The organism is Microbacterium sp. MAH-37 (assembly GCF_009758255.1).
In the GTDB taxonomy this organism is placed as follows: Bacteria; Actinomycetota; Actinomycetes; order Actinomycetales; family Microbacteriaceae; genus Microbacterium.
Map to the genome: position 1 here is coordinate 469,883 of NZ_WSEN01000007.1, position 24,739 is coordinate 494,621.

Consider the following 24,739-nt stretch of genomic DNA (forward strand, 5'->3'; position numbering starts at 1 on the left):
CTCGGCGGTATCGGGCCAGTATGCAGGGAGCCGCCGACACCCCACGACGGGATGACGGCGGCTCACCTGTCAGTTCACTCGGCGTGACGGATGCGGAGCTTGTCCTCGTTGATCTCGTGCAGCGCGATGGTGAGGGGCTTGTCCTCGACCGACGAATCGACCAGCGGGCCGACGTTGTCGAACAGGTTGCCCTCGTGCAGGTCGGAGTAGTAGTCGTTGATCTGGCGCGCGCGCTTGGACGCGTAGATGACCAGCTCGTACTTGGAGTCGACACGATCCAGCAGATTGTCGATGGGGGGATCGATGATGCCCTGGTTGTTACCGGCCACGGTGGGACCTCCTGATCGGGCGACGATGTCGAGGTGCTCGACGTGTCGCGAAGTTGGTGGGCGGGCGCGCCTCAGCGGTCAGCGCGCGAATGCCGTAGTCAAGTCTACGACCTCCTGCGCCGCCGTGGCGACGTCCTCGTTCACGACGAGGTAATCGAACTCGTTCTGGGCGGCGAGTTCGGCCTTAGCGGTGCGCAGCCGGCGAGCCCGTTCCTCGGCGTCCTCGGTGCCGCGGCCGACGAGCCGGTTCACCAGCTCGTCCCAGGACGGCGGCAGCAGGAACACCAGCGTCGCGGACGGCTCGGCGGCGCGCACCTGACGTGCGCCCTGCAGGTCGATCTCCAGCAGCACGGTGCGCCCCTCGGCCAGCGCGGCGTCCACCGGTCCGCGCGGTGTGCCGTACCGGTACCTGTTGTGCACCGTGGCGTGCTCGAGCAGTTCGCCCTGGGCGATGAGCCGGTCGAACTCGGCATCGTCGACGAAGAAGTAGTGCACGCCGTCGATCTCACCCGGACGCGGCGACCGCGTGGTCGCCGACACGGAGAGATGGATCTGCGGGTGGTGCGCGCGGATGTGCGCGGCGACGGTGCCCTTGCCGACCGCGGTCGGCCCTGCGAGAACCAGCAGCCGGCTGCGACCTGCACGCGGGACATGCACAGGGAAACGGCTGTCGAGCCAGTTCCCGAGATCGGCCACCTGACGGACGCCGAGTCCGCCGAGACGCTTGACCGGTGCGATGTGCAGATCCCTCAGGATCTGGTCGCGCTTGCCCGCGCCGATGGCGGGCAGGGCGGTGAGGAAGTCCGTGATGCGCAGCGAGCCGGCGACGGATGTCGCATCGTCGAGCGCGCGGCGCAGCACCTCCTGCGGTGCCACGACGCGCATGGCGAGATCGCGCTTCAGGGAAGCACGTGCTCGGCGTCGCTCGACCGCGCGGCGGGCGGCCGCACTCCGATCGACCTCGGGCATCGAACGGGTTTCAGGCACCCAGCACCTCCTGGTAGCGTCGCGCGGTCTCCTCCATTCTGACAGCGATTCCATCGGGTCCTGCACTCAGGATGCTGCGGCTCTCGCTCGCGAGCACGTTGCGGGCGATCGCGCCGAAACGGGCCCCGAGATCCTCGGGCGTGGCGCCCTGCGCACCGAAGCCCGGTGCGAGCACCGGGACTGTGCGCAACAGATCGTCGTCGAGGCCGAAGGCGGCCCGGTCGACGGTCGCCCCGATCACCAGCCCGATCGCCCCGAGGGCATCCCCCGCATCGCCGGCAGTGGCCTGGCGCGCGACCATCGCGGCGACGTGGGTGCCGTCCCCGGTGGTCGCGGACTGCACCGCCGCTGCCTCGGGGTTGCTGGTCGCCGCGAGGACGAAGACGCCCTTGCCTGCGGACCTGGCCCGGGCGAGCACGGCGTCCAGGGCGCCCACTCCCAGGTAGGGGCTCAGCGTCACGGCATCCGCCTCCAGGGGCGAGCCCGGCTCGAGCCAGGCGTCCGCATAGCCCTCGTTCGTCGAGCCGATGTCCCCGCGCTTCGCGTCGGCGAGCACGAGCAGCCCCGCGGCCCTTGCCGCGGCGAGCACGTCCTCGAGGGCGGCGAAGCCGCGCGAGCCGAAACGCTCGAAGAACGACACCTGAGGCTTCAGCACGCCGACGCGGCCGGCGGCGGCATCCACCACCCGCAGGCCGAACTCGCGCACGCCGGCGGCGTCCTGCCCGAGCCCCCACGCGTCGAGGAGCGACGCGTGGGGGTCGATGCCGACGCAGAGCGGGCCGCGCTCGTCGAGCGCTGTCCGCAGCCGCGAGCCGAAGGACTCGGTCATGCCGACGCCTTCCGGTCGAGCGCGTACTCCTGCAGGCTGCGCACCTCGAATCCGTCACCGGTCGCGTCCATGCCGCTGACCGCGGCGCCGAGCGTCGCGATGGTGGTGAACAGCGCCTTGTCCGCGGCCACCGCAGCCGCGCGGATCTCGTAACCGTCGGCGCGCGCCGCTCCCCCGTCCGGGACGTTCACGACGATGTCCACCGCGCCCTCGTTGATCAGGTCGACGATGTTCGTCGCGCCCGACCCCTGCGACTCGCCGAACTTCTGCACGACGTCGACCGGGATGCCGTTGCGCGAGAGGATCTCGCCGGTGCCCTCGGTCGCGAGGATGCGGAAGCCGAGCTGGCTGAGCCTGTGCGCCGGCAGGATCACCGCGCGCTTGTCGGAGTCGGCGACCGAGATGAACACGGTGCCCGAGGTCGGCGTGCCGCCGTAGGCCGCGGCCTGGCTCTTCGCGAACGCGGTCGGGAAGTCCTTGTCGATGCCCATGACCTCGCCGGTCGAGCGCATCTCCGGACCGAGCACGGAGTCGACCGTGCGGCCCTCCTTGGTGCGGAAGCGCTTGAACGGCAGCACCGCCTCCTTGACGGCGACCGGTGCGTCCAGCGGGATGCGGGAGCCGTCCTGCTCGGGCAGCAGACCCTCGCCCTTCAGCTCCGCGATCGTGGCGCCGGCCATGATGCGGCTTGCAGCCTTGGCCAGCGGGATGCCCAGCGCCTTCGACACGAACGGCACCGTGCGGCTGGCGCGCGGGTTCGCCTCGATCACGTAGAGCACGCCGGCACTGACGGCGAACTGCACGTTCAGCAGGCCGCGGACGCCCACGCCCTCCGCGATCGCCAGGGTCGCGGTGCGCACCCGGTCGATCTCGGTGCGACCGAGCGAGATCGGCGGCAGGGTGCAGCTGGAGTCGCCGGAGTGGATACCGGCCTCCTCGAGGTGCTCCATGACACCGCCGATGAACAGCTCTGTGCCGTCGTAGAGCGCGTCCACGTCGAGCTCGATCGCGTCGTCGAGGAAGCGGTCCACGAGCAGCGGCTTGCCCTCCTCGATGACGACCTCGCCGGCGGTGCGCGCGAAGTAGTCGTGCAGACCCTCGGTGCTGTAGACGATCTCCATGCCGCGACCGCCGAGCACGAAGCTCGGGCGCACCAGCACCGGGTAGCCGATCTCCTCGGCGATCCGCACGGCGCCCTCGGCGTCGATCGCGGTGCCGTTGCGCGGCGCCACGAGACCGGCGCGGTCCAGCAGCTGCGAGAACAGCTCACGCTCCTCGGCCAGGTCGATCGCCTCGGGGCTGGTGCCGAGCACGGTGTAGCCGGCGGCCTCGATCCCCTTCGCCAGACCCAGCGGCGTCTGACCGCCGAGCTGGCAGACCACGCCGAGGATGGTGCCGCTCGCCGCCTCGGCGTCCAGCACCTCCAGCACGTCCTCGAGCGTCAGCGGCTCGAAGTACAGCCGGTCGGAGGTGTCGTAGTCGGTCGACACGGTCTCGGGGTTGCAGTTGACCATGACGGTCTCGTACCCGGCATCCGACAGCGCGAACGACGCGTGCACGCAGGAGTAGTCGAACTCGACGCCCTGGCCGATGCGGTTCGGGCCGGAGCCGATGATGACGATCTTGGTGCGCTCCGACGGGGCGACCTCGGACTCGAAGTCGTAGCTCGAGTAGTGGTACGGCGTCAGCGCAGGGAACTCGCCCGCACACGTGTCGACCGTCTTGTACACCGGCCGGACGCCGAGACCGTGACGGATGCCGCGCACCTCCTGCTCGGAGATGCCGCGCAGCTCAGCCAGCTGGGCGTCCGAGAAGCCGTGCTCCTTGGCGTACCGGATGGTGTCGGCGTCGAACTCGCTCGCGGTGCGGACGGCCTCGGCGACCTCGTTGATGAGCACGATCTGGTCGAGGAACCACGGATCGATCGCCGTGGCGTCGAACGCCTGCTCGATCGTCGCGCCCTTGCGCAGCGCCTGCTGCAGCACGACGATGCGGCCGTCGGTCGGGGTCTTCGAGATCTCCAGCAGCTCCTCGACGCTGCGCGCCTCGGCGCCCCAGTGGAAGCTCGAGCCGCGCTTCTCGAGCGAACGGAGCGACTTCTGCAGGGCGGTCGTGAAGTTGCGGCCGATCGCCATCGCCTCGCCCACCGACTTCATGGTGGTGGTGAGGGTGGCGTCGGCGGCCGGGAACTTCTCGAACGCGAAGCGAGGGACCTTCACCACGATGTAGTCGAGCGTGGGCTCGAAGCTCGCCGGAGTCACGCCGGTGATGTCGTTGGGGACCTCGTCCAGACGGTAACCGAGGGCGAGCTTGGCGGCCAGCTTCGCGATCGGGAATCCGGTGGCCTTCGACGCAAGCGCCGAGGACCGCGACACGCGCGGGTTCATCTCGATGACGATGATGCGCCCGTTGGTCGGGTCGACCGCGAACTGGATGTTGCAGCCGCCGGTGTCGACGCCCACGGCGCGGATGATGTCGATCGAGATGTCGCGCAGCTTCTGGTACTCGCGGTCGGTGAGGGTGAGTGCCGGGGCGACCGTGATCGAGTCGCCGGTGTGCACGCCGACCGGGTCGACGTTCTCGATCGAGCAGACCACGACCGTGTTGTCGGCCGTGTCGCGCATGAGCTCGAGCTCGTACTCCTTCCAGCCGAGGATCGACTCCTCCAGGAGCACCTCGTTGGTGGGCGAGTCGTGCAGGCCGGCACCGCCGATGCGGCGCAGGTCCTCCTCGTCGTAGGCGAAGCCAGAGCCCAGTCCGCCCATGGTGAAGCTGGGGCGGACGACGAGCGGGTAGCCGAGCTGCTCGGCACCGGCCAGGAGCTCGTCCATCGTGTGGCAGATGACCGACTTGGCGACATCCGCTCCCGCGTCGAGGACGAGCTGCTTGAAGATCTGGCGGTCCTCGCCCTTGCGGATGGCGTCCACCTTGGCGCCGATGAGCTCGACGTCGTACTTCTCGAGGATGCCGCGCTCGTGCAGCGCCATGGCGGCGTTCAGAGCCGTCTGGCCGCCGAGCGTCGGCAGGATGGCGTCTGGCTTCTCCTTGGCGATGATCGTCTCGATGACCTCGGGGGTGATCGGCTCGATGTAGGTCGCGTCGGCGAAGTCCGGGTCGGTCATGATCGTGGCCGGGTTCGAGTTGACGAGGATGACGCGGACGCCCTCCTCGCGCAGCACCCGGCAGGCCTGCGTCCCCGAGTAGTCGAACTCGACGGCCTGGCCGATGACGATCGGACCGGAGCCGATGACCAGGACGCTGTTGATGTCGTCGCGCTTGGGCATTACTTTGCGCCTTCCTGCATGGTCGCGACGACGAGGTCACGGAAGCGGTCGAAGAGGTAGTTTGCGTCGTGCGGGCCGGCCGCCGCCTCGGGGTGGTACTGCACCGAGAACGCGGGGATGTCGAGGGCCTTCAGCCCCTCGACCACCTGGTCGTTCAGGCCGATGTGGCTGACCTCGACCTGGCCGTAGCCGTTCGGGCTGTCGAAGGAGCCCTCCAGGGGCGCCTCCACCGCGAAGCCGTGGTTGTGCGCGGTGATCTCGACGCGGCCGGTGGTCTTGTCGAGCACCGGCTGGTTGATGCCGCGGTGCCCGAAGGTGAGCTTGTAGGTGCCGAGGCCGAGCGCGCGGCCGAACAGCTGGTTGCCGAAGCAGATGCCGAAGTAGGGCAGCCTGGCGTCGAGCACCTCGCGCAGCACGGCCACCTGGCCATCGGATGCTGCGGGGTCGCCGGGGCCGTTCGAGTAGAACACGGCGACCGGGTCGATCGCCATGATGTCCGCGAAGGTCGAGGACTGCGGCAGCACGTGCACCTCGAACCCGCGCGCGGCGAGGTTGTCGAGCGTGGCCTGCTTGACGCCGAGGTCGAGCACGGCGAGGTTGCCGATCTTCTCACCGACGGCGGGCGTGACCTCCGCGACGGCCACAGAGACCTCCGCGGAGAGGTTCTGGCCCGCCATCTGCGGGGCCTCGCGGACGATGCGCAGCTGCTCCTCGGCATCCAGGCTCGCGGCCTCGCCGGAGAAGACGCCGCCTCGCATGGATCCGGCCGAGCGGATGTGTCGGGTGATCGCGCGGGTGTCGACGCCGCTGATGCCGACGATGCCGTCGCGGACGAGGATGTCGTCGAGCGACGCGTTGGCGCGCCAGTTCGACACCACTCGTGAGGGGTCGCGCACGATGTAGCCGGCCACCCAGATGCGACGCGACTCGGGGTCCTCGTCGTTCATGCCGGTGTTGCCGATGTGCGGGGCGGTCTGCAGCACGATCTGGCCCGCGTACGACGGGTCGGTGAGCGTCTCCTGGTATCCGGACATGCCGGTGGCGAAGACGACCTCGCCGAGGGTGGTGCCGCGGGCGCCGTAGGCGCGTCCTGGGAATCGGGAGCCGTCCTCCAGGACGAGGACGGCGGGGTCGGTGTTCAGAGTCACGAGGTTGCTCCTGTCTCCGGTGCGGCGCACAGGCGCTGCAGCGCGGTGAGGACGTGCTGCGGGCCGCCGTTCGCGACGCGCAGGAAGGAATCGAGAAGGATGCCGGAGGACTCGCGCCAGACGATGCGCACCAGTCCGTTCGGCTCCACCACGCGGTCGATGGCGACCGTGGCGAGATCGGCGGCGACGAGCCGCTCCGAGGCGAGGAACACCGTGGGCGATCCGTCCAGGCTGAGTGCGGCACCGCGGTCGGTGAGCACCAGCTCGCCGCGGGCGCGGTACTCCAGCGGCTTGACCGCGACCCGCTCGAGGGGCTCGTCGTGCCGCGTGGTGGCGACGTACAGCACCTCGACGCGCTCCGTGACCTCGGCGTGCTCAGGCACGCCGAGGGGTGCGCTGATGCCGGAGTCGCGTCGCAGTCGCGCGCGCCAGGCGAACAGGATCGCGGCGATGATGACCACCGCGAGTGCGATCGTCAGCAGGACGGCGAGGTCACGTGTCACTCGCCCAGCCCTTCCACGAGGGTGCCGTCGGCCACGGTGACGCGGCCGCCGTGGATCGTCCAGTGCACCTGACCGGGAAGGTCGCGGCCGAGGTACGGCGAGTTGCGGCTGCGGCCGTGCAGGTCCGCTTCAGTGAAGACGCCTGCGACCCGAGGGTCGTACAGCGTGACATGTGCGGGGGCGCCGACCTCGAGCGATCCGAAGCCCTCCAGCCGGCCGATCGCCGCGGGTGCCGTGCTCATGACGCGCGCGACATCCGGCCAGCCGAGCAGACCGGTCTCCACCATCGACTGGTGCACGACGCGCAGCGCGCTCTCCAGGCCGACCATGCCGTTCGCCGCGGCCTGCCACTCGCATGCCTTGTTCTCGGAAGGATGCGGGGCGTGGTCGGTGGCGACGATGTCGATCGTGCCGTCTGCGAGGCCTTCGCGCACGGCCAGGACGTCCTCCTCGCGGCGCAGCGGCGGGTTGACCTTGTACCTCGCGTCGTAGCCGCGCACCAGCTCGTCGGTCAGCAGCAGGTGATGAGGCGTGACCTCGGCGGTCACGGCGACGCCGCGCTTCTTCGCCCACCGGATCAGGTCCACGGATCCCGCGGTCGACAGGTGGCAGACATGCAGGCGGGACCCGACGTGCTCGGCCAGCAGGACGTCGCGGGCGATGATCGATTCCTCGGCGACCGCCGGCCATCCGGCCAGACCCAGCTCGGCGGAGACGGTGCCCTCGTTCATCTGGGCGCCCTCGGTGAGCCGTGGGTCCTGGGCGTGCTGTGCGATGACGCCGTCGAAGGACTTCACGTACTCCAGCGCTCGGCGCATGATCAGCGGGTCCCAGACGCAGAAGCCGTCGTCGCTGAAGACGCGGACCTTCGCGCGGGAGGAGGCCATGGCGCCGAGCTCGGCGAGCCGCTCGCCCTTCTGGCCGACCGTGACGGCGCCGATCGGCTGCACGGTGGCGTAACCTGCCGCCTCCCCGAGGGCGAGCTCCTGCTCGACCACGCCGGCGGTGTCGGCGACCGGGGAGGTGTTCGGCATCGCGAACACCGCGGTGAAGCCACCGGCCGCCGCGGCGCGGGTGCCGGTGAGCACGGTCTCGGAGGCCTCGAAGCCCGGCTCGCGCAGATGCGTGTGCAGGTCGACGAGCCCGGGCAGGGCGATGAGGCCGGCCGCGTCGACGACGCGAGCCCCTGCACGGCTCAGGCCACTGCCGATCTCGGCGATGCGACCGTCCTCGATCACGATGTCCGCGGCATCCGCACCGTTCAGTGCAGCACCGGTGATGACGATGGTCTCGCTCACTGCGCTTCTCCTCCTTCGCCGTCGCGCTCCCCCGCCAGCAGCAGGTAGAGCACGGCCATTCTGATCGACACGCCGTTGGCGACCTGTTCCAGCACGGTCGAGGCGGCCGAGTCGGCGGCCTCGCTCGAGATCTCCAGACCGCGGTTCATCGGTCCGGGGTGCATCACGATGCTCGTCTCGGGGAGGCCGGCGACGCGCACCGCATCCAGGCCCCAGAGGCGGGTGTACTCGCGCTCGTTCGGGAAGAACGCCGCGTGCATGCGCTCCATCTGGATGCGCAGCATCATCACGGCATCCGGTCCCTCGGCGAGGGCCTGGTCGAGGTCGTAGCGCACCGTGACCGGCCACAGCGAGACGTTCTGCGGGATGAGCGTGGGCGGCGTGACCAGCGTCACGTGCGCGCCGAGGGTCGTGAGCAGCCACACGTTCGAGCGGGCGACCCGCGAGTGCAGCACGTCGCCGACGATCACGATGCGCAGGCCGCTGAGATCGCGACCCCGGCTGTCGGCGCCGAAGTGGCGCTTCCGGATCGTGAAGGCGTCGAGCAGCGCCTGCGTGGGGTGCTCGTGCGTGCCGTCGCCGGCGTTCACGACGCCTGCCGAGATCCAGCCGCTGGTCGCGAGGGTCTGCGGCGCACCGGAGGCGGAGTGCCTCACCACGACGGCGTCGGCACCCATCGCCTGCAGGGTCTGCGCGGTGTCCTTCAGGCTCTCGCCCTTCGAGACGCTGGAGCCCTTGGCAGCGAAGTTGATGACATCCGCCGAGAGGCGCTTCGCGGCGGCCTCGAACGAGATGCGGGTGCGCGTGGAGTCCTCGAAGAAGAGGTTGACCACGGTCTTGCCGAGCAGCGTCGGCAGCTTCTTGACCTGGCGGGACTGGGTCTCGGCCATGTCCTCGGCCACGTCGAGGATGCGGAGCGCGGTGGCGCGGTCGAGCGTGCGCGTGTCGAGCAGGTGCCTCATGCTTCGATCGTCACCTCGTCGGTGCCGTCGAGCTCGCGCAGGTGCACGTTGACGCGCTCCTGCCGGGAGGACGGGATGTTCTTGCCGACGAAGTCGGGGCGGATGGGCACCTCGCGGTGACCGCGGTCGACGAGGATCGCCAGTCGGATGACGGCGGGGCGGCCGATCGACTGGATCGCGTCGAGGGCGGCGCGGATGCTGCGGCCGGAGAAGAGCACGTCGTCGACGAGGACGACGGTCTTGCCGTCGATGCCGCCGTCGGGGATCTCCGTGCGCTTCGGCGTGCGGGTGGGATGCTTCGCCAGGTCGTCGCGGAACAGGGTGACATCCAGCGATCCGACCGGGATCTCTGCGCCGGCGATCTCGGAGATGATCGGGCCGAGCCGCTCGGCGAGGGTCACGCCGCGGGTCGGGATACCCAGCAGGACGAGACCGTCCGCTCCCCGATTGGACTCGAGGATCTCATGGGCGATGCGCGTCAGAGCGCGCGCGATGTCGGCTTCTTGCAGCACGGTTCGTACAGCCATCTGCCTCTCCCTTCTCCGCCTCACGGGACGGGCTTAAAGGATGGGTGATGGTTCGATTCTAACGATTCGCCGGTCCGGCCGGTGGTATACCAACGAGCGGCTACGCTGGCGGGATGCGGCGCAAGATCACCCTCCTCCGCCACGGCATGCCTGCGGTCGATGCGTCGGTCTCGCCGGAGGAATGGCCGCTCAGCTCCGACGGCGCGGCAGCGGCATCCGCGTTGCGCCTCGACGGCACAGCGGTGTCGAGCCCCGAGCTGAAGGCGCGGCAGACGACAGTGCTCGCGACCGGAGCCGAGGAAGGAACCGTCGTCCAGGACGCCCGCTTCCGCGAGGTCGACCGTGAGGAGCTGGTGCACGACGACTTCCGCTCGGCTCGCCGCGCCTGGGTCGCCGGACGACTGGATGAGCGGCATGTGAGCTGGGAGACGCCGGATGACGTCGCGCAGCGCTTTCACGAGGGCCTCCTCGCGCACCCTGCCGAGCACATCGTCGTCGGAACCCATGGCATGGCTCTGACGGCCTGGATGGTCGCGCAAGGTCTGATCGAGGCGGGTGATCCCGCGGTCGCGTTCTGGGAGACGCTGCGGTTCCCCGACGTCATCGAGCTCGACCTCCCGCTCCCCCGCGTGCGGGCGCTGCTGACGGATGACGACGGGCGGATCATCCTGATCAAGCGGACTCGCGCTGGTCACGCACCGTACTGGACCACCCCGGGCGGCGGGATGGCACTTTCGGATGCCACTCCGGAGGACGCGCTGCGCCGCGAGCTTCGCGAGGAACTCGGCGCCGAGGCCTGGATCGGCGAAGTGATCCATGAGCGCCGGATCGACGGCATCCGCAGCGAGATCTTCTACGCTGCGCGGCTGACCGGCATCGACCCCTCTCGTCGGAACGGACCCGAGTTCGACGACCCGTCGCACGGGCGATACGACATCGAGCGGGTCGCCCTGGACCGGATCGCCGGCCTCGACCTCCGTCCTGCAGAACTGGTGTCCGTCCTGCGCGCGACATCTGCGTGACTCCCCGACTTCTGCGCGAGACCCGTGTTCAGCACGGGGACCTCGTGCAGAAATCGGGATCTCGCGGCGAAGTCGGCGAGATCTCGCGCGCCGCGCTCAGTCCGCCGCGGGGTTGATCCTCTGGAACATCAGGAAGTCGCGCCAGGCGCCGTCGATACGGAGATACTGCGGCGCGAGGCCGTAGTGCGTGAAGCCGATCCGGGTCAGCACGGCCTGAGAAGCGACGTTCTCGGGCAGTGTCTCGGCCTGCACCCGGTGCAGCTCCAGTGCGGTGAACGCGTGTTCCACCGCCAGGGCGGCCGCGCGCGCGGCGTGCCCACGACGCACGTGGTCCGCCGCGATCCAGTACCCCATCGCGCACGACTGCAGGGCGCCACGCACGACGCCGCTCAGCGTGACCCGGCCGATCAGCTCACCGGCATCCGTCGTGATCCCGAACGGGACGGCACGTCCGGCCTCGTGCTCGCCCAGCGCGATCTCGAGCCGATGCCGCTGCTCCGAAGCCGTGAAGTACTCCGGCGCCCGCGCCGGATCCCACGGGCGCAGGTGCTCGCGGTTCGCGAGTTCCAGTGTGGTGAGCTCGTCGACATCGTCGAGGCTCAGCAGCCGGACGCCGGTTCCGGCGCCGCTCATCCGGCGCGGAGCGCCTCGTCCGTGAGCGGGCAGTACTCTGCGCGGATCTCGTGGCCGGCGGTGCTGAGGCACTTGCCGGTCTTGAGGTCCCACTTCCAGTCGTGCATCGAACAGGTGAGCACACCGTCCTCGATCTTGCCGGTGCGGGTCAGGTCGGCACGCAGGTGCGGGCAGCGGCGCTGCACGACCCAGTCGCCGATCTGGGCGTCCTCGGTCTGGTCGGTCTGCTCGGAGTACCAGTTCTCGACGTACTCGATGCGGTCGACCGAGAGGCACTTCAGGAACGTGGTGAGGAACTCGTTGAACTTGCCGCTGCGGCCCACCGAGAACTGCATCGACAGGAAGATCGAGTTGGACCAGTCGATCTCATGATCGCGGATGTTCGTCGAGACGAGGTCGGCGGGGATGGTGTACCAGTAGATGCACTCCTCGCCGGCGTACTCGCGCACCTTGGCACGCGGGAAGTCGACGACCATGTCGAGGTCGCCGATCCGGAAGCGGACGTTGCCGCCGACGCCGTTCCGGATGGTGCGCGACTTCTTCAGAAGCGGCTCCCACCAGGCCTTCAGTTCGGCGAGGATCTCCTCCGCGGGGAGTGCGGGCGCGCGCCGCGCCTCCTCGTCGCGGATCTCCTGCTGGCGCGAGGCCCGCTGCTCCTCGAGGTAGTCCCACTTCTCGTCGAAGATGTGCGCGATCTCGGCCTCCGAGTACAGGCTCTGCGTCACGGACAGCTCGCCGTGGTTCATCTCGACGACCGTGCCCGGGATGAAGAGCTGCCCGTCATACTGCGGAGCGAGCTCCTTCAGGTGGGCGAGGAACTCCTTCTGATCGGTGAAGATCGAGTCGTCGTTCTGGCCCGTGCCGTTGTACTGGAACAGCTCGTCGCGCAGGAACATCGGCGGGCCCGCCATCGGGAAGACGTGCGGGGCGTCCACCTTCTCGATGTAGTACATCGCGCGCTTGTTCTGGGCGTCGCGCTTGAGCTTCGCGAAGTTCTGCTTGGCGTCCTGAGGGAGGTCGTACACCATCGGCCACCAGATCGCGCCGGAGACCTGCGTGAAGTACGCCTCGGGCTTGCCGAAGCTCAGCAGCTTCTCGAGGTCGAGCGGGTGCGAGTCGTTCTGGTTCAGGATCGACGCGGTGCCGTCGTCGACGCTCAGCGAGGAGTCGCCGATGGGTCCGTCGCTGGGGGCGCGCAGCGGCGTGATCATGATCTTCAGGTCGCCGCGCTCGATCACCCCGCCGGCGGGCGCGTAGGTGATGTTGTCGTAGCCGAGGGCGCGGATGTCGACCTCGAGGTCGTCGGTGACGTACTCCGGCAGCAGCACCTCGATGTCCTTGCGGATGTACTTCTCCAGCAGCCGAGGGTCGAAGTGGTCGCGGTGCCGGTGTGAGATGTACAGGAAGTCGGCCTTCCTGCCGATCTCCTCCCAATCGAGACCCCGGTTGTCGGGGAACGGGAACCACGAGCCGTAGAACGAGGGGCCGAGCACGGGGTCGCAGATGATGTTCCCGCCGACCGTCTCGATGAGCATTCCGGCGTGGCCGAGTCCCGTGATCCGCATGTCTCTCCTCCTGCTTGGACCCGTCGATTCTACCGGCGCACGCTTCGGAAGCCGCAGAGACCGGCCGTGCCTAACCCGCCCGGGCGCGCCTCAGGCCAGCCCCGCGACCGGCACGCCGAGCCACTCCGCGAGCTCCTGGATCTCCGCGCGGACCAGCTCGTGCTCGTCCGCGTCCCAGGGGAAGAACTCGTGCACGGCGTTCACCTGGAGCACCTCGCGCTTCCGGTCGTGCTCGGCGTCGAGCATGCCGATGAACCGGTCGCCGAAGAGGATCGGATGCGCGAAATAGCCGTACACGCGCTGCGCCTTCGGCTTGAACTGCTCGAGCACGTAGGAGAAGTCGAACACCTCCTCCAGCCGCTTCCTGTCGAACAGCAGGTTGTCGTAGGGATTGAGGAACGCGACCCGCCCGCCGCGATCGGGCTCCTCGAGCGCCGCGAGCGCCGCGGGGTCGACGCGGAAGCGCACGGAGCTCCCCTCGACGGATGCTGCCTCGCCCGCCGTCTTGGAGACCCCGTTCCACCAGTTGTACGGACGTGCGAGCCCGGCGGCCTGCAGCAGACGGGAGGACCACTCGTCAGCGGCTTCCTGCGCGCCGAGCACACGGCCGTCCTGCGGGTAGACGCGCTCCGCGAGATCCCAGCGCCGAGACCGGCCTTCGCGACCGACCACGGCGACTTCAGCCGTGTGCGAGAGCACGTCGAGCATGATGGGCACCTGATTCGAGCCGGTCCATCCGTCGGGGGCCTTGGTGACCTGGGCGGTGTCGGGGATCTCGCTCGCGAGCAGCGGACCCTCGGCGCGCAGCCGCGCCAGCACGTCGCGGCGGAACCCGTCGTTCGCCGCCAGCCAGGATCGGGTGCTCTCACGCAGTGTGCCCTCGGTCATGCCGGGGAGCATGGCGGGCAGGAGCGAGACGGGCAGGAACGTCCCGTTGTACTCGAACAGCTGCCGGTCCTCCTCCGCAGCCTTCTTCAGCTGCCCGGGTTCGTACGACCAGCCGATCCGTGACCAGGCCATCGTGTGCTCGCAGGGCGCGATCGTCGCGGTGGGATCGATCTTGATGTAGCCGATCTGCTCGGCGACCTCGACGACGTCACCGGGGCGCTCCGCGTCGAGCAGTGCCGCTCGCACGATGACGCGCCGCGCCTCGTCCTTGCTCAGAGCCACAGTCATCCCGGAATTCTCCGCTCATTCCTCGAACAGTGCACGGATGTCGTCAGCAGTGAGCGACTTCGCGAACAGTTCGTCGTCGTCCATCACCGCGGTGAACAGTCGCGCCTTGCGCTGCTGCAGCGCGAGCACCTTCTCCTCGATCGTGCCGGTCGAGATCATCCGGTACACGAACACCTGCTCGCGCTGCCCGATCCGGTGCGTGCGGTCGATCGCCTGCTCCTCCGCCGCCGGATTCCACCACGGATCCAGCAGGAAGACGTAGTCCGCCTCGGTGAGGGTCAGGCCGAAGCCGCCCGCCTTGAGGCTGATCAGGAACACGGTCTGGTCGCCGTCGCGGAAGTCGTCGACGACCTCGCCGCGCTTGCGGGTGGCACCGTCCAGACGGCTGTAACGGATGCCGGCATCCTTCAGCCGTGCCTCGGCGAGATCGAGGTAGGAGGTGAACTGGCTGAACACCAGCACCCGATGCCCCTCGGCGCGCAACTCCTCGGCGCGCTCGACCAGTGCGTCGAGCTTGCGCGATCCGAGACCCGTGTCGTCGGGGTCGACGAGACCAGGTGCGAGCGCGAGCATCCGCAGCATGGTCAGCGAGCGGAACACGATGAACCGGTTCTTGTCGAGGTCCTTGAGCAGCCCGAGGATCTTCTGCCTCTCCCGCTGCAGCACGGTGTCGTACACGGCGCGGTGCGCAGGACTCGGCTCGACGTGCAGGATCTGCTCCTGCTTGGGCGGCAGCTCGGACGCCACCAGATCCTTGGTGCGACGCAGCATGAGCGGGCGGATGCGACGCCGCAGTCGCGCGATGCGGCCGGCCCGGAAGTCCGCGCCCTCGGCGTTCTCGGGCACCTTGCCCTTCTCGATCGGCTGCACGTAGTCCTCGCGGAACTGTCGCTTGGACGGGAACAGCCCGGGTGCGGTCAGGTGGAACAGCGCCCACAGGTCCATCAGGCTGTTCTCCAGCGGTGTGCCTGTGACGGCGTAGGTCACGTCGGCGCGGATAGCGGCGATCGCCTGGTGCTGCTGCGAGGCGGGGTTCTTCACGAACTGCGCCTCGTCGAGGATCAGGCCCGCCCAGTCGCGATCTCGGAACGTCTGCTCTGCCAGGCGCACGACCGCGTAGGACGCAACGACCAGGTCGGCCGACACCGCGGCATCCCGGATGTCGGACGCCTTCGAAGTCTCCACCACCCGCACGCGCAGGTCGGGGGTGAATCGCGCCGCCTCGTCGCGCCAGGCTGTCAGCACACTGGTCGGCGCGACGACGAGGAAGGGCCGCTCCTCCCCCGCCTCGTGCGCGTGCTGGACGAGGGCGAGAAGCTGCAGTGTCTTGCCGAGGCCCATGTCGTCGGCGAGGATGCCACCGAGACGGTGCTGGCGCAGGAACGCGAGCCATTCGAACCCCGCCTGCTGATAGAGGCGCAGCTCGGCCCGCAGCCCGGCGGGCGGCGGCACCGCCGGCACGTCACTGTCGGTGCGGAGCGCCTCGACTGTGGCGCGCCAGGACACCGCCGGCTCGGACTGGTCCGCGAGGTCCTCGAAATCGTCCCAGAGGGCGGTCTGGTACCGGCTGATGCGCGGTCCGGTCTCCCATTCGTTCAGCGTCGCGGCCTCGTCGATGAGATCGCGAAGGCGGTCGAGGGCGGGGTGCGCGAGCGAGAAGTAGCTGCCGTCGACGAGCAGCAGGTTCTTGCGCCGCAGGGCGAGCGCGGTGAACAGCGGCTCGAACGGGATGGTGCGGCCGTCGATCTTCACCAGGAACCCGAGGTCGAACCAGTCCGGATCCGTGCTCTCGACGGTCGACACCGTGATCTCGGGTTCGCCCGCCAGCTCCCGGTAGACGGGCCTGTCCCCCGTGACGATGACCTCGATCCCCGCGTCCTCGAGTGCGGGCACGACCTCACCCATGAGCCGCGCGGTGTCGAGGTCGCGGACGACTCCGGTCGCCGCGAAACGCAGGTCGGATGCCGCGGACCAGATGCTCTCGACGGTGCGCAGCTCCGCGGCCTCGGCCTCCGCGTCCCGGATCGCGTCCGCTGTGGTCGTCACCGGGAATCCGCCGCGCCCGCCGTACCGCCAGCTGAGCCGGTGATCGGCAGTGTGGCCACCGCGGAACGTGACGGAGACCACGGGAGTCGGTCTCAACACTTCCGGCAGGACGACGCCGGTTCCTGCGGTGAGCGTGGTCGTCCTGCTCAGCGAGGGGTACGCCTCTGCGAAGAAGGCTTCCTCGTCGGCCGCGGGCACCGGGACCGATCCGCCCTCGGTCAGCAGCATCCGCGTCGGCTCGTCGAGTGCGCTCCTGGCGAGGGCGACCTCGACGCGCCGGTCCACGACGCGCCAGGTGTAGAAGCCCGAGCGTCCGATCGGGCGCGCATGCTCCGCATCCTCCCCGTCGACCTGCGCGGCCGCGCGCAGCAGCAGCCCGGTGTCGGTGCGGTCCACCCGCACGCGCGCGGACCCCGTGTCCGTGAGCCGGATGTCGGTGTCCTTGCGCACGGCGATGAGCGGCACGCCCGCGGCATCCGCCCGCAGCAGGTGATCGAGGAAGACATCCGATTCGACGTGGTCGACCAGGATCCACTCCCCGGCGGTACCGGAAAGCAGCGAGTCGCGCGCGAGCGCGAGCAGATCGCCGAACCAGCGGTGCTGGGCGATCGGGTACGCCGGCGAGGGACGGCGGAACGACTCCCACCCGACCTCACCCTTGATCCAGGCGCCTGTGCGTGGGCTGGTGGTGTACGGGCGCATGGCCAGGCGCACGTCGACCTCGCCCTTCGCCAGGGCGCGCGGATCGGCCGGGGTCGTGCGCTTCGTCGACCACGGATTCGCGCTGCGCTCGTGCACCCGGAGTTCGAATCCCAGCGCGAGCGGCGTCCGCGCCGCTGTCGTGCGCGCCTCGGGGATGAGTCTGCGCCACGGCTCGACCTTCGGTCGCTCCGGTGCCGTCACGGCAGCGCGCACCACGGACTCCCGATCGGCCTTCAGCACGGCCGCCGCGACGTGCTTGCAGGCGGATGCCATCGGGCAGGTGCAGCGGGAGGACATGATGCGCGGCACCTCGGCCGTGTCGTCGATGCGGATGACGCATGCGTAGTCGCCGATGCTGCTGCCGCGGACCGTCGCCGTGAGCACGGAGGACTCCTCGTCCCAGCGCGTGCCGAGGACCATACCGGTGCGGAGGTAGTCCCTCGCCCGCTGCAGTGTCACGGTGCCGACATGACGGTTGAGGGTCACATCGTCGATGTGCGGGAAGGGCATGCAGCAATCCTGCCAGCACCTGCCGACACCCGTCGGCGAGGCCCCGTTGCCGTGCCGTTACCCAACCCTTGCCGGATCGTGATCCCGCCAGGACGGCGCCCGGCCTAGCCTGTGGCTATGAACAGGATGCGGCGTGGTCTGGTGACGGTCGTCCTCCTCTCGGCGCTGATGATCGGCACCGCGGGATGCACCGCCATGGGCGGATCGTCCGGTGGGTCCTCCGGCGATTCGTCGAGCAGCGAGGTGCAGTCCGGGCAGGATGCCGGCGGCGCCGCGGACGATCAGGCGCCCGGTGCCGTGGAGGACAAGGACTCGGCGGTCGTCACGACCGGGCGGATGCTGCTGACCACCGACGATCCGCTCGCAGCAGCGGATGACGCGACGAAGATCGCCGTCGACGCCGGCGGGCGGGTGGACGCCCGCAACGACAACGCCGGGGGTGACGGCGCCGCGGCTCAGGCCGAGGTCGTGCTGCGGATCCCCGCCGATGATCTCGAAGACGCACGCGCCGCTCTGAAGAAGCTCGGCGAGCTGGAGGAGACCTCGTTCTCGGCCGAGGAGGTCGGCGCGACGCAGCGCGATCTGGACGCCCGCATCACCACCCTTCGGACGTCGATCGCACGGTACACGGAGTGGCTCGGAACCGCGCAGAAGACCTCCGATCTCATCGAACTGGAACAGGCGATCTCCGAGCGGCAGAGCGAGCTGGAGTCGCTCACCGCGCAGAAGCGTGATCTCGACGACCGCGTCGCGATGGCCACGGTCACCGTGACCTTCATGTCGGTGTACGTGCCGCAGACCACCGCGCCGCAGAATCCGCTCGAGGCGATCGCCGCCGGATGGTCGGCGTTCGTCAGCTTCTGGTCGGCGACCGGGATCGCCCTGGCCTTCCTGCTGCCCTGGCTGGTCGTGGTCGCCGTGATCGTGCTGGTCGTGCTGTGGATCGTGCGGAGGCGGCGCGGCTCGGCATCCGCTCCGGCGCCCGCGGCGGAGGCCGGAGCGGCGGCGGATGCCGGAGCACCGGCGGCGTCCGCACCTGCACCCGCGGGCGCGCCTGCGGAGTCCCAGGAACAGCACGACGCGCCGCGCTGAATCAGCGCGGCGCGTCAGGCCGATCTGTCAGGCTGCGCGGGCGAGGCGTGCGAGCACGCCGTGCACGAAGGCGCCGGACTCATCGGTGGAGAGCTCCTTGGCCAGCTCGACGGCCTCGTCGATCGCGACGGCCGTGGGCACCTGCTCGTTGAACAGGATCTCCCAGGCGGCGATGCGCAGCACAGCGCGGTCGACGGCCGGCATGCGCTCGAGCCTCCAGTCGCGGCTGTGCGTGGTGATCTGCTCGTCGATCTCGTCGCGGTGGTCCACGACGCCGTCGACGATCTCCCGCGCGTACAGCCACGAGGCCTCGCGGGCCGGCTCGCTGGCCGCGCGCTTCGCCTCGGCGGCCAGCGTGGTCGCGATCTCCTCACCGCGCACGTCGGCGGCGAAGAGGATGTCGAGGGCGCGCTTGCGCGCCTTGCTCCGTGCGCTCAAGGTCAGTCGTTGACGCGGCCGAGGTAGTCGCCCGTGCGGGTGTCGACCTTGACCTTGGTGCCGGTCTCGAGGAACAGCGGAACCTGGATCTCGTAGCCGGTCTCGACGGTGGCGGGCTTGGTGCCGGCCGACGAGCGGTCGCCCTGCAGGCCCGGCTCGGTGTACGTGATCTCGAGAACGACTGACGCCGGAAGCTCGATGTACAGCGGGTTGCCGTTGTTCAGCGCGATCTGCACCTGCTGGTTCTCGAGCAGGAAGTTCTTCGCGTCGCCGACGGTCGCAGCGCCGACCGTGAGCTGGTCGTAGTCCTCGACGTCCATGAAGACGAAGCTGTCGCCGTCGGTGTACAGGTACGTGAAGTCGCGACGGTCGACGTTCTCGATCTCGATCTTCGCGCCGGCGTTGTAGGTGCGGTCGACGGTCTTGCCGCTGACGACGTTCTTCAGCTTGGTGCGCACGAACGCACCGCCCTTGCCCGGCTTGACGTGCTGGAACTCGATGACGCTCCAGAGCTGTCCGTCGATCGACAGGACGACGCCGTTCTTGATGTCTGCGGTGGATGCCATGCTGGTGGAAGTCCGTTCGTGTGTTGACGTGAGTGGCCGGGCGCGGAGGCGCGTAGAACACGGCCGACCACTCATTCTACGGGATGGCGGCAAATCGGCCCTCGATAGGCTCTCGGAATGCCGATTGCAGCCGACCTCCGCAGTTTCTCGGACGACGCACCGCCGGAGGGCCGGTCGCCCTACCTCGTGCCGCCGAGCCGCACTCCGATCGCCGTCGTGCCGTACGACGAGGCCTGGCCCGGCCGGTTCGCACAGATCTCCGCGCACATCCGCGGGCTGCTCGGTGCACGCGCACTGCGCATCGAACATGTCGGCTCCACCTCGGTGCCCGGCCTCGCCGCCAAGCCGATCATCGACATCGACCTGACAGTCGCCGATCCCGCAGACGAGGACGCCTACATCCCGGCTCTCACGGCGGCCGGCTGGGTGCACACCGTGCGCGAGCCCTGGTGGTACGAGCACCGCATGCTGAAGCTGACCGATCCCCTCGTCAACCTGCACGTCTTCGGCCCGGACTCCCCCGAGACCTGGCGGCACACGATCCTGCGCGAGCACCTGAGCCGTGACCCCGCCGACCGGGAGCAGTACGCGGCGATCAAGCGCGAGTCCGCTCTCCTCGCGACGGCGGCACGCGAGACGGTCGACGACTACAACTCCCGCAAGGAGCGTGTGCTCCGAGAGATCATCGGCCGGGCGATGGATGCCGCCGGCGTCCCGTCCTAGCCGTCCGACGACGCGATGTACGCGGCGTTCCCCCGGATCGCCGGGCGATAGCGGTCCAGTTCCGGTGCGGCAGCGTCATCGGCGATGACCTCGAGCAGCGCGGCGATCGCGGCATCCGCGCGCCCGGCGGCGTGCAGCGTCAGCGTACGGAAGACGGTGAGCGACGGCGACCCGTGGAAGACGCGCAGCGCCTCGTCGAAGACCTCGAGCGACCGGTCCAGCTCGCCGAGGTTCCTCAGCGTGGAGCCGTACTGCACGCAGCAGCGCCGCAGGATGTCGCCCTCGAGCCCCGCGTCGAGGGCACGTTCGTAGTAGCCGCGGGCGATCGCCTCCTCCCCCGCCGTGTCATACGCTCCGCCCACCTCGTAGAGCACGCGGGCGTCGCCGGGATGCGACTCGAGGTACGGCAGCAGCGCGTCGATCGTTGGCTGCATGTCGTCGCGGTTCCTGGCGGCGACGATGCGGTCGAGCTCGGCCTCGAGGGTCACTCCTCGGCGCCCCCGCCCTGCAACTGCCCCACGAGCTCGCGCACGGCCTCCGCGTAGCCGCGCACTCCGTGCCCCACGACCCGCACCGCGGCGACGTCGTGCAGGTACGAGAAGTGCCGGAACTCCTCCCTGCGGTAGACGTCCGAGATGTGCACCTCGGCGAACGGCAGCCCCACGCCGGTCAGCGCGTCGCGCAACGACACCGAGGTGTGCGTGAGTCCGCCCGGGTTGATGACCACCGCTGCACAGTCCTCACGAGCCGCGTGGATCGCGTCGATCAGCACGCCCTCATGATTGCTCTGCACTGCGCGCACGTCGTAGCCGAGGGCGGAGGCCGCATCCGCCGTGATCCGCTCCACGTCGGCCAGCGTCTCGGTGCCGTAGACCGCGGGCTCGCGGGTGCCGAGGAGGTTGAGGTTCGGCCCGTTGACGAGCAGCAGGCGGCGAGGCTGGGTCACGCGCCCACGCTATCAGCGGCGCCGATCGCCCGGACCATGACGTACTCCTCGCCGTTGTCCAGGTGAGTGATCTCACCGGTGCGCACGAAGCCCCAGCGCTCGTACGCACGCTGCGCGCGATGGTTGTCGACGTGCACCTCGAGGTACAGGGCGGAGCGTCCGGTGCTCCGCGCCCAGGATGCCGCAGCGTCGAAGAGCGCCTCGATCGTTCCTGCGCCACGATGCCCGTCGGCGACGTACACGCCGACGACGAGACCCGAGCCGGGGTGATCCCGGTGATCGATCACTGTCGCCGAGCCGAACCACTCGCCGTCGTCGGCGATCGCGACGAACTGCGCCGCCTGGTCGCCGGATGCCGCGTTCCGCGTCCGCTCCTGCCAGAACGCGTCCGGCTGGGCCGAGGCGTGCTCGAGGGTGTCCAGGAAGGCGAGGTGCGCGACGGCGTCGCCGAGAGCGCGCAGGCGCAGTGCCTTCACCTCGGCCCACTCGTCGGGAGCGACCCGCCGGACCTCGACGCTCACGCGCCGACCTCCTGATATGCCGCGAACATCAGCGACTCGTCCGGGGCCTGCAGCACGGTCGGCTTGGCGATGTCGTCGAGCACGATGAACCGCAGCATGCCGCCGCGGGCCTTCTTGTCCCGCTGCATCGTCGCGAGCAGCTGCGACCAGGCGCCGGCGCGGTAGGTGATGGGCAGCCCGAGCGTCTCGAGGACGCCGCGGTGCCGGTCGACGGCCTCGTCGGAAAGCCGCCCGGCAAGGCGCGACAGCTCCGCGGCGTACATCATGCCGACAGAGATCGCTGCGCCGTGCCGCCACTGGTAGCGCTCGGCGTGCTCGATGGCGTGCCCGAGCGTGTGCCCGTAGTTCAGGATCTCGCGCAGGCCCGCCTCGCGGAAGTCGTCGGAGACGACCTTGGCCTTCATGTCGATGGCGAGTTCGATGGTGCGGCGGAACTCGTCGGTCGCGGGGTCGATGGCCCGCTCCGGGGCGGCCTCGACGATGTCGAGGATCTCCGGCGCCCAGATGAAGCCGGCCTTCACGACCTCGGCGTACCCGGCGGTCGCCTCGTTCGCGCTGAGGCTGGTCAGCTCGTCGAGGTCGCCGATCACCGCGCGCGGCGCCCAGAAGGCACCGACCATGTTCTTGCCCTCGGCGGTGTTGATGCCGGTCTTGCCGCCGACAGCGGCATCCACCAGCCCGAGCACTGTGGTCGGCACCTGCACGACCTGCACGCCCCGCAGCCAGGTCGCTGCGACGAAGCCGGCGAGATCGGTCACCGAACCCCCGCCATAGCCGATCACGGCGTCGGTGCGGGTGAAGTCGGCCTGCCCCATGACCTGCCAGCAGAACGCCGCGACCTCGACGCGCTTGCCCTGCTCGGCGTCCGGGATCTCGGCGAGCAGCACCTCGAGCGCACCGGTCGACATGAGGCGCTCGCGCAGCTGCGCGGCGCGGGCGGCCAGCGTCGGCGGGTGCACGACGAGCACCTTGCGGACAGCGGGGTCGAGCGCCTCTGCGACCTGGTCGAGGATGTCACGACCCACGGTGATCCCGTAGTTCTCGCGTCCGGTGACGCCGATCGTGGTCGTGCTCATTCCTGTTCCTTCCGCCATTGTGCGATCTCGTCCGCGATCTTCCTCATCGGACGCTTCGAGGTGTCGACCGTCAGATCGGCCACCTCCTCGTACCAGCCGCGCCGCGCTTGGAAGATCTCCTCCCATCGCGCGACCGGATCCTCTCCTGCCAGCAGTGGTCGTCCGCCGCCGGTTATCCGCGCGGCGACGGCCGCGGCGGTCACCGTCAGGTACACGACCGGATGCCCGGACAGCAGCGTCCGGGTGCCCGCATCCGTCACCGCGCCACCACCCAGCGACACGACGCCGCCCTCGGCGAGGGCATCGGCAACCGCGAGTCGCTCGAGCTCGCGGAAGTGCGCCTCGCCGTGCGCCTCGAACAGCTCGGGGATCGGGCCGTGCGCTGCGACGATGCGCTTGTCGGTGTCGATGAACGGCACCTCGAGGGTGCGAGCGACGCGGCGCCCGACGCTGGTCTTGCCCGCAGCCATCGGCCCGACCAGCACCAGCGTGAGCGGATGCTCAGCCGCGCTCGTCATCGGCGTTCAGGCCTCTTCCTGCGCGATCAGGGCGGCCTCGGACGCCGGCGCGGTGCGCAGCGACTCGGGGATCGCCTCGAGATAGGACTGCAGGTTGCGGCGGGTCTCGCCGACGCTGTCGCCGCCGAACTTCTCCAGCACCGAGTTCACCAGCTCGATGGCGACCATGGCCTCGGCCACGACGCCGGCTGCGGGGACCGCGCACACGTCGGAGCGCTGGTGATGCGCGGTCGCCTGCTCGCCGGTGGCGACGTCGATCGTGCGCAGGGCGTGCGGAACCGTTGCGATCGGCTTCATCCCTGCGCGCACTCGGAGAACCGTGCCGGTGGACATGCCGCCCTCGGTGCCGCCGGCGCGGTCGGAGCCGCGGGTGATGCCCCCGTCGGCCTCGAACAGCTCATCGTGCGCGGCGGACCCACGCCGGCGCGTGGTCTCGAAGCCGTCACCGACCTCGACGCCCTTGATGGCCTGGATGCTCATCAGCGCCTGCGCGAGGCGACCGTCCAGACGACGGTCCCAGTGCACGTGCGAGCCGAGCCCCGGAGGCAGCCCGTAGGCGAGCACCTCGACGATGCCGCCCAGGGTGTCACCGTCCTTGCGGGCGGCGTCGACCTCGGCGACCATCAGCGCGGAGGTCGCGGCGTCGAAGCAGCGCAGCGGATCGGCGTCCAGCGCGTCCACGTCGTCCGGTGTGGGCAGTGCAGCGCCCTCGGGCACGTGCACCGGCCCGATCGACAGCGTGTGGCTGACGAGGCGGATGCCGAGTTCGGACAGGAACGCGCGCGCGATCGCACCGAGAGCCACGCGTGCCGCGGTCTCCCGGGCGCTGGCGCGCTCCAGGATCGGGCGGGCCTCGTCGAAGTCGTACTTCTGCATGCCCACCAGGTCGGCATGACCGGGTCGAGGGCGCGTCAGCGCAGCGCCACGGCCGCGGGACATGTCGGTGAGATCGACGGGCGCCGGGTTCATCACCTCGGTCCACTTCGGCCACTCGGTGTTGCCGATGCGCAGCGCCACCGGGCTGCCCAGGGACAGCCCGTGCCGCACACCGCCGGAGATGGTGAGTTCGTCCTGCTCGAACTTCATGCGCGAGCCGCGGCCGTAGCCGAGCTTGCGTCGCTGCAGGTCGGCCTGGATTCCCTCGGCCGAGATGGGCACGCCGGAGGGCAGGCCCTCCATGACGGCGATGAGTTCGGGGCCGTGCGATTCGCCGGCCGTGAGCACACGGAGCATTGCTCCAGTCTCCCATGCCTTCAGGACAGTGCTGAGCGCATTACCGGCTCTTCGCAGTTGAGCGTGTAGCGGCCTGAGCGTGGTGTTGGCCGGGTAGGCGTCGAG

Annotated in this window: 24 protein-coding genes; 3 read left to right on the forward strand and 21 right to left on the reverse strand. The window is 69.7% G+C overall.

Features of this window, described 5'->3' with window-relative positions; translation table 11 throughout:
• Positions 1-74: 74 nt before the first annotated feature.
• The 9 genes from rpoZ to pyrR all read right to left on the reverse strand — a co-directional run bounded on the left by rpoZ (position 75) and on the right by pyrR (position 9,867).
• A complete protein-coding gene (gene rpoZ / locus GON06_RS10315; protein ID WP_116242108.1) occupies positions 75-329 on the reverse strand; it encodes a DNA-directed RNA polymerase subunit omega in 255 nt (84 codons plus the stop codon).
• 78 nt (positions 330-407) lie between these two features.
• Entirely contained in the window at positions 408-1,298 is an 891-nt protein-coding gene (gene gmk, locus GON06_RS10320) for a guanylate kinase (RefSeq protein WP_198346675.1), read from the reverse strand.
• A 10-nt stretch (positions 1,299-1,308) separates the two neighbouring features.
• On the reverse strand, positions 1,309-2,145 hold the full coding sequence (gene pyrF, locus GON06_RS10325) for an orotidine-5'-phosphate decarboxylase (RefSeq protein ID WP_157312172.1): 837 nt from the start codon (positions 2,143-2,145) through the stop codon (positions 1,309-1,311).
• On the reverse strand, positions 2,142-5,429 hold the full coding sequence (gene carB, locus GON06_RS10330) for a carbamoyl-phosphate synthase large subunit (RefSeq protein ID WP_157312173.1): 3,288 nt from the start codon (positions 5,427-5,429) through the stop codon (positions 2,142-2,144). Before carB ends, pyrF begins: the two co-directional genes overlap by 4 nt.
• The gene (gene carA, locus GON06_RS10335; RefSeq protein WP_332837383.1) at positions 5,429-6,577 is read right to left on the reverse strand and encodes a glutamine-hydrolyzing carbamoyl-phosphate synthase small subunit; all 1,149 of its coding nucleotides are present in this window, start codon (positions 6,575-6,577) and stop codon (positions 5,429-5,431) included. The genes carB and carA overlap by 1 nt, the downstream gene beginning before the upstream one ends.
• Positions 6,574-7,080 (reverse strand): PH-like domain-containing protein, encoded by a 507-nt coding sequence (locus tag GON06_RS10340; RefSeq protein ID WP_332837384.1) that lies wholly within the window; start codon positions 7,078-7,080, stop codon positions 6,574-6,576. Before GON06_RS10340 ends, carA begins: the two co-directional genes overlap by 4 nt.
• Positions 7,077-8,378: a dihydroorotase gene (locus GON06_RS10345; protein WP_332837385.1), complete on the reverse strand. Its 1,302-nt coding sequence runs from the start codon at positions 8,376-8,378 to the stop codon at positions 7,077-7,079. Before GON06_RS10345 ends, GON06_RS10340 begins: the two co-directional genes overlap by 4 nt.
• Positions 8,375-9,340, reverse strand: coding sequence for an aspartate carbamoyltransferase catalytic subunit (locus GON06_RS10350; protein WP_157312174.1), 966 nt, complete (start codon positions 9,338-9,340; stop codon positions 8,375-8,377). The genes GON06_RS10345 and GON06_RS10350 overlap by 4 nt, the downstream gene beginning before the upstream one ends.
• Positions 9,337-9,867, reverse strand: coding sequence for a bifunctional pyr operon transcriptional regulator/uracil phosphoribosyltransferase PyrR (pyrR, locus tag GON06_RS10355; protein WP_157312175.1), 531 nt, complete (start codon positions 9,865-9,867; stop codon positions 9,337-9,339). Before pyrR ends, GON06_RS10350 begins: the two co-directional genes overlap by 4 nt.
• Before the next feature lie 113 nt (positions 9,868-9,980).
• Here pyrR and GON06_RS10360 point away from each other — a divergent pair, with 113 nt between their 5' ends.
• Positions 9,981-10,889, forward strand: a complete 909-nt coding sequence (locus GON06_RS10360) for an NUDIX domain-containing protein (protein WP_157312176.1) — start codon at positions 9,981-9,983, stop codon at positions 10,887-10,889.
• Positions 10,890-10,985: 96 nt separating this feature from the next.
• Here the strand turns inward: GON06_RS10360 and GON06_RS10365 are convergent, their stop codons facing one another.
• The 4 genes from GON06_RS10365 to GON06_RS10380 all read right to left on the reverse strand — a co-directional run bounded on the left by GON06_RS10365 (position 10,986) and on the right by GON06_RS10380 (position 17,521).
• Positions 10,986-11,522, reverse strand: coding sequence for a GNAT family N-acetyltransferase (locus GON06_RS10365; RefSeq protein WP_157312177.1), 537 nt, complete (start codon positions 11,520-11,522; stop codon positions 10,986-10,988).
• On the reverse strand, positions 11,519-13,087 hold the full coding sequence (locus GON06_RS10370) for a Rieske 2Fe-2S domain-containing protein (RefSeq protein ID WP_157312178.1): 1,569 nt from the start codon (positions 13,085-13,087) through the stop codon (positions 11,519-11,521). Before GON06_RS10370 ends, GON06_RS10365 begins: the two co-directional genes overlap by 4 nt.
• A 90-nt stretch (positions 13,088-13,177) precedes the next feature.
• Positions 13,178-14,263 carry a DNA glycosylase AlkZ-like family protein gene (locus GON06_RS10375; RefSeq protein WP_157312179.1) on the reverse strand — a complete coding sequence of 362 codons (1,086 nt, stop codon included), beginning with the start codon at positions 14,261-14,263 and terminating at the stop codon, positions 13,178-13,180.
• Positions 14,264-14,278: 15 nt separating this feature from the next.
• The gene (locus GON06_RS10380; protein WP_232528382.1) at positions 14,279-17,521 is read right to left on the reverse strand and encodes a DEAD/DEAH box helicase; all 3,243 of its coding nucleotides are present in this window, start codon (positions 17,519-17,521) and stop codon (positions 14,279-14,281) included.
• Between the two features lie 117 nt (positions 17,522-17,638).
• Between GON06_RS10380 and GON06_RS10385 the strand changes: the two genes are divergently transcribed.
• Positions 17,639-18,613, forward strand: coding sequence for a DUF4349 domain-containing protein (locus tag GON06_RS10385; RefSeq protein ID WP_157312180.1), 975 nt, complete (start codon positions 17,639-17,641; stop codon positions 18,611-18,613).
• Positions 18,614-18,640: 27 nt separating this feature from the next.
• Here GON06_RS10385 and nusB read toward each other — a convergent pair whose 3' ends face one another.
• Together nusB and efp are read right to left on the reverse strand one after the other, a co-directional pair.
• A complete protein-coding gene (nusB, locus tag GON06_RS10390; RefSeq protein WP_157312181.1) occupies positions 18,641-19,051 on the reverse strand; it encodes a transcription antitermination factor NusB in 411 nt (136 codons plus the stop codon).
• Positions 19,052-19,053: 2 nt separating this feature from the next.
• Positions 19,054-19,617 (reverse strand): elongation factor P, encoded by a 564-nt coding sequence (efp, locus tag GON06_RS10395; RefSeq protein ID WP_157312182.1) that lies wholly within the window; start codon positions 19,615-19,617, stop codon positions 19,054-19,056.
• Positions 19,618-19,734: 117 nt separating this feature from the next.
• Between efp and GON06_RS10400 the strand changes: the two genes are divergently transcribed.
• Positions 19,735-20,340 (forward strand): GrpB family protein, encoded by a 606-nt coding sequence (locus GON06_RS10400; RefSeq protein WP_157312183.1) that lies wholly within the window; start codon positions 19,735-19,737, stop codon positions 20,338-20,340.
• Here GON06_RS10400 and GON06_RS10405 read toward each other — a convergent pair.
• From GON06_RS10405 to aroC, 6 genes are read right to left on the reverse strand one after another with little or no spacing between them, the layout of a single operon-like run.
• Positions 20,337-20,828: a tetratricopeptide repeat protein gene (locus GON06_RS10405; protein WP_332837386.1), complete on the reverse strand. Its 492-nt coding sequence runs from the start codon at positions 20,826-20,828 to the stop codon at positions 20,337-20,339. The two genes, GON06_RS10400 and GON06_RS10405, sit on opposite strands and share 4 nt — an antisense overlap.
• Positions 20,825-21,286, reverse strand: a complete 462-nt coding sequence (locus GON06_RS10410) for a type II 3-dehydroquinate dehydratase (RefSeq protein ID WP_332837387.1) — start codon at positions 21,284-21,286, stop codon at positions 20,825-20,827. Before GON06_RS10410 ends, GON06_RS10405 begins: the two co-directional genes overlap by 4 nt.
• Complete coding sequence (locus GON06_RS10415; protein WP_332837389.1) at positions 21,283-21,807, reverse strand: GNAT family N-acetyltransferase; 525 nt, start codon at positions 21,805-21,807, stop codon at positions 21,283-21,285. Before GON06_RS10415 ends, GON06_RS10410 begins: the two co-directional genes overlap by 4 nt.
• Positions 21,804-22,883, reverse strand: a complete 1,080-nt coding sequence (aroB, locus tag GON06_RS10420; RefSeq protein WP_157312184.1) for a 3-dehydroquinate synthase — start codon at positions 22,881-22,883, stop codon at positions 21,804-21,806. Before aroB ends, GON06_RS10415 begins: the two co-directional genes overlap by 4 nt.
• Positions 22,880-23,401, reverse strand: a complete 522-nt coding sequence (locus GON06_RS10425) for a shikimate kinase (RefSeq protein ID WP_157312185.1) — start codon at positions 23,399-23,401, stop codon at positions 22,880-22,882. Before GON06_RS10425 ends, aroB begins: the two co-directional genes overlap by 4 nt.
• Positions 23,402-23,407: 6 nt before the next feature.
• Complete coding sequence (aroC, locus tag GON06_RS10430) at positions 23,408-24,634, reverse strand: chorismate synthase (protein ID WP_157312186.1); 1,227 nt, start codon at positions 24,632-24,634, stop codon at positions 23,408-23,410.
• Positions 24,635-24,739 lie beyond the last annotated feature (105 nt).

Excerpts from the sequence above, each read along its gene's own strand:
- aroC (WP_157312186.1), bottom strand. The coding sequence starts at position 24,634 with ATGCTCCGTGTGCTCACGGCCGGCGAATCGCACGGCCCCGAACTCATC.
- GON06_RS10370 (WP_157312178.1), bottom strand. The coding sequence starts at position 13,087 with ATGCGGATCACGGGACTCGGCCACGCCGGAATGCTCATCGAGACGGTC.
- pyrR (WP_157312175.1), bottom strand. The coding sequence starts at position 9,867 with ATGGCTGTACGAACCGTGCTGCAAGAAGCCGACATCGCGCGCGCTCTG.
- GON06_RS10350 (WP_157312174.1), bottom strand. The coding sequence starts at position 9,340 with ATGAGGCACCTGCTCGACACGCGCACGCTCGACCGCGCCACCGCGCTC.
- aroB (WP_157312184.1), bottom strand. The coding sequence starts at position 22,883 with ATGAGCACGACCACGATCGGCGTCACCGGACGCGAGAACTACGGGATC.
- GON06_RS10375 (WP_157312179.1), bottom strand. The coding sequence starts at position 14,263 with ATGACTGTGGCTCTGAGCAAGGACGAGGCGCGGCGCGTCATCGTGCGA.
- GON06_RS10425 (WP_157312185.1), bottom strand. The coding sequence starts at position 23,401 with ATGACGAGCGCGGCTGAGCATCCGCTCACGCTGGTGCTGGTCGGGCCG.
- GON06_RS10385 (WP_157312180.1), top strand. The coding sequence starts at position 17,639 with ATGAACAGGATGCGGCGTGGTCTGGTGACGGTCGTCCTCCTCTCGGCG.
- carB (WP_157312173.1), bottom strand. The coding sequence starts at position 5,429 with ATGCCCAAGCGCGACGACATCAACAGCGTCCTGGTCATCGGCTCCGGT.
- GON06_RS10400 (WP_157312183.1), top strand. The coding sequence starts at position 19,735 with ATGCCGATTGCAGCCGACCTCCGCAGTTTCTCGGACGACGCACCGCCG.
- GON06_RS10380 (WP_232528382.1), bottom strand. The coding sequence starts at position 17,521 with ATGCCCTTCCCGCACATCGACGATGTGACCCTCAACCGTCATGTCGGC.
- pyrF (WP_157312172.1), bottom strand. The coding sequence starts at position 2,145 with ATGACCGAGTCCTTCGGCTCGCGGCTGCGGACAGCGCTCGACGAGCGC.
- GON06_RS10360 (WP_157312176.1), top strand. The coding sequence starts at position 9,981 with ATGCGGCGCAAGATCACCCTCCTCCGCCACGGCATGCCTGCGGTCGAT.
- GON06_RS10365 (WP_157312177.1), bottom strand. The coding sequence starts at position 11,522 with ATGAGCGGCGCCGGAACCGGCGTCCGGCTGCTGAGCCTCGACGATGTC.
- gmk (WP_198346675.1), bottom strand. The coding sequence starts at position 1,298 with ATGCCCGAGGTCGATCGGAGTGCGGCCGCCCGCCGCGCGGTCGAGCGA.
- efp (WP_157312182.1), bottom strand. The coding sequence starts at position 19,617 with ATGGCATCCACCGCAGACATCAAGAACGGCGTCGTCCTGTCGATCGAC.